Origin of the sequence: Pseudonocardia sp. 73-21 (genome assembly GCF_001899645.1) — a bacterium.
GTDB lineage: Bacteria > Actinomycetota > Actinomycetes > Mycobacteriales > Pseudonocardiaceae > Pseudonocardia.
This window is the reverse complement of sequence record NZ_MKVV01000007.1, coordinates 4,269-7,940: the sequence shown is the minus strand read 5'-3', so window position 1 is coordinate 7,940 and position 3,672 is coordinate 4,269. Positions and strand designations below refer to the sequence as shown.

Sequence of the window (3,672 nt, the reverse complement as noted above, 5' to 3'; positions counted from 1 at the left end):
AGCAGGTCCGCGACCGCACCGATCGGGTTCTTGTAACCGCGGTCGGCGAACGCGCCCCGGCGTTGCAGGGCGGCGACGGTGTGGACGGCGATCAGGTCGAACCGGCGTGCGGCGCCTTCGCAGACGGTGAGAACAGAGAGCAGATCACTGTCCCCGGCGGCCGGGCCGGCGGCATGGTCCAGCGTGTCGAGGGCCTCGGTGAGGAGGCGCTGCGCGGGAGCCAGCCGGCCGGTGGGCGTGCCCTGATTATACTCGAACAAGTGTGCGATAACCACCTGTTTAGGCAGTTCAAAGCATGTTTGTCGGCCTCCTGGTGTCATGTCTCAGGGCATCGGTCACGATTCCGTGTCCGGACATCGGTGACGCTATGGGTCTTCGTGGTGGTGACACCTCCGCGGCGAGGCTGCCGCGGTGGCCGCCCATAAACCCATCGACCCGCGTGTCCGCCTTGCGATCTCGCAGTCTGGCCCCGGCGCCCTCGACGGCGTCGCTGGCTCGGATCTTCCGCGAGACCGGTGTCGCCCGGTCGGAGCCGCGCAAGAAGCCCCGCTCGGCGTGGCGATGGTGTGTCTACCCGGCGCCGAACGCCTGCTGGCAACTCGACGCCGCCGAGTACGTGCTGACCGGTGGACGCAAGTGCGTGATCTTCCAGCTCATCGACGACCACTCCCGCTACGCGGTCGCCTCCCCGGCCGCGGCCGGGGAGACCGCCGAAGACGCGATCGCGGTCTTCGACAAGGCCGTGGCCGCCCACGGCGTGCCAGGGCGGTTGCTGACCGACAACGGACTCGCGCTCAACCCGTCGGGGCGCGGCCTGGCCGGCAGGCTCGTTGCACACGTCGCCGCGCTGGGCACCGAGGCGATCACCGGCAAGCCGTACAAGCCGACCACCCAGGGCAAGAACGAACGCTTCCACCAGACCCTCTTCCGCTACCTCGACAAGCAACCGCTGGCCGCCACGCTCACACAGCTCCAGGCCCAGATCGACGCGTTCGACCACATCTACAACACCCAACGCCCTCACCAGGGGCTGCCCGGGCGGATCACGCCGCTGGCCGCGTGGGAGGCAACTCCCAAGGCCGATCCACCCCGCCCGAAGCCGAACCGGCCCGTCTACAGACCGCCGGTCCCCGCCGTGGCGCCCCGCCCGACCCCACCCGCAGGCCTACCGGCCGGCACACGCGTGAGAACGGTGAACACCACCGGCACCATCGGCGTCGACAGCGTGATCTACAAGATCGGTGTCGACCACGCCTTCGGGCAGGTCCTCGTCGTCGGCGACGGCAGCCAGCCCGGCGACAAGATCACCATCACCGACCTCCACAACGAGATCCTCGCCGAGCACACCAGACCCCCTCCCGGCATCCGCCATATCGGCAACGACCACCCCGCGGAACCCGCCGACCAACCCCGGGAGCGTCACCGAAGTCCTGACACACCAACCGTCACCGACGTCCTGTGCGGACGGGAGTGCGGCCGACGTCCATCTCGAACTGCTCCTGAACCGGACACTCGCCCGCACCATCCCGGAGGCCACCGACACGCCGCCCCGCATGCCAGTCATCCCCCACCGCCGCACCACGGCACCCGGAACGTCTCGACGACGTGCGGTTGCGGCACCAGATGCAGCAGGTCGTCCGCGTGACGTGCCGACGGTGTCACCTCGATGCCGATCACCTGCACCACCACCTCGTCGGCGCTGACCCGCAGACGCAGGTGCGACTTCCAGTCCTCGATCCGCAGCCCGGAGAACGCCTCCAGCGTGTGACAGCCGAAGCGGTCGGCGACGTGCAGGTACGTCACGAAGACCACGATGCCGAGCACCACCAGCAGCACCATCGCGAGCAGGTAGCCGTACCAGGGCGGACGCTGTGGGTCGGCGACGAGCGCGGCGACCATCGCCGCCACCGCTCCGGCCATCACCAGATGGGCGAGCGTGTGGCCGGTGAGCAGCAGCCCCGTGGCCCACTGTCTCCGGCGGCGGGGCCGCACGGCGTCGGCGCCGGACGCGGCGTAGAGGCCGAGCAGCACGGCGACGATGCCGGTGGTCACCCAGAACTGCCAGGCGCGCGACCATCCGAACGGCCAGTGCAGGAGGAAGGTCAGGAACAGCGCGACGTCGACCACCCCGATCAGCAACGGCAGCGACGGCCCGTTGCGCCAGGCCGCCGAGAGGAACCGGGACCGGCCGATGGCGCGGGACGTCGCGATGTCGGGGTAGCACGTGCCGCGGGCGAACCCGGCCTTCGCGCCGGAGCCGCTGGGCCACGGCCGCAGCGCGATCGAGAGCCGTTCGGGGAGGTGGTGGGTGGAGGCGAGGAACGCGCCGCCCCCACCGCACGTCACCAACTCGGGACCGAACGGCTCCGTCCCCGAGGGCGACGGGGCCGGGTCGGTGCACGTGTAGCGCGCGTAGTGGTGCTGGTCACCGGTCAGCACCAGCCGGATCCGGTGACGTTCGGTGTGCCCGAGCACGCGGTCGACGAACCACAGCAGCGTGTAGAGCGGGCTGTCGGCGTCGGCGGAGTAGGTACCCCGGCCCGCGCGCTCGGCCTCCAGCCAGCTCGGCGTCGCCGTGCAGAGAATGATCTTCGCGTCACCCAGGTGCCGGCGCGCGTCGCGGAAGTAGGACAGCTGCTCGGCGTCGATCGGGGCGTCGAGCTGGCTGTCCACGGCCCACAGCCACCAGCGCGGCGACAGCTGCACCGCGAAGTAGCTGCGGGACTGGAACGCGCCCCAGCCGCCGACGTCGTCACGCTGCTCCGCCCGCGGCACCGCGACGAGACCGTCCCCTGCCGGCGCGTCCCGCTGCACCCAGGACTCGCAGAAGTTGCGGCGGAACGAGGCCAGCCCGTCGTACCAGTCGTGGTTGCCGGGCAGCGCCATCACCGGCGGCAGGTCGGTCACCCCGTCGAGGCTGGAGGCGGTCCGGAGCACCTTGTTGAGCCGTTCCTCGTACTGCAGCGCCGACGCGACCGGGTAGACCTCGTCGCCGCCGAACACCAGCAGGTCGGCCCGCGGTCCACGGCCGTCCGGCCCGGCCTCGGGCGAAGCCGCCCCGGTCAGGCAACGGGCGGTGGCGAACGTCGCGTCGAAGCCGTCACCGGTGTCGGCGACGTAGTCGACGAACACCACGTCACGGGGTTCCGCACCGGCGGCGGGCAGCCGGTAGAACTCGCGCGGGTTCGTGGCCATGGTCTCGCGCTTGTCGGCGTACTTCGCGAACGACGACGCCTGCAGCACGTCGAACGCGGTGCGCACGAGCTGCGGCACCGACAGCCACCGGACGGCCGGGGCCTGGTGGACGCGGGTCGGGGCACCGCGCTGGACGGCGTCGAGCACGCGGGCGAGAGGTGCGGGCAGCGGCATGGTCTGGGCACCTCGTCCGGCTCGGGTGGGCGGCGCCCCAGCATCCCAGAGGAGCGCGCCCGACACGTCACGGTCTGGCGCAGCGCCGGAACTGCTGAGAAGATTCCCGTCCGACCCGGCACTACCGAGGACAGGGGTAGGGCATTGGGCCTCATCACGGTGTCGGCCGAGGAGTTCGCCGGCGTCGCCCCGCAGGTGGTGTTCGACCACTTCGGTCGCGGGTCCGGCGCAGGGTGGCTGTTCGACGCCTCCTGCGACCGGCTCGCGGTGGGTTCCGTCGTCACCATCCGGGCCCCGTTCGGC

At 71.1% G+C, this 3,672-nt stretch carries 2 protein-coding genes and 1 pseudogene; 1 reads left to right on the top strand and 2 read right to left on the bottom strand.

All coding sequences use genetic code 11. The features are described from left to right. On the bottom strand, nucleotides 1–275 hold a 275-nt coding region (locus BGP03_RS01125), incomplete at its 3' end, for a hypothetical protein (RefSeq protein WP_299735092.1). 173 nt (nucleotides 276–448) lie between these two features. Between BGP03_RS01125 and BGP03_RS01120 the strand changes: the two are divergent. Continuing rightward, nucleotides 449–1,255: pseudogene (locus BGP03_RS01120) on the top strand (integrase core domain-containing protein); the annotation flags it as partial. Between the two features lie 305 nt (nucleotides 1,256–1,560). Here BGP03_RS01120 and BGP03_RS01115 read toward each other — a convergent pair. After that, nucleotides 1,561–3,369 (bottom strand): metallophosphoesterase, encoded by a 1,809-nt coding sequence (locus tag BGP03_RS01115; protein WP_298796376.1) that lies wholly within the window; start codon nucleotides 3,367–3,369, stop codon nucleotides 1,561–1,563. Nucleotides 3,370–3,672: the final 303 nt, after the last annotated feature.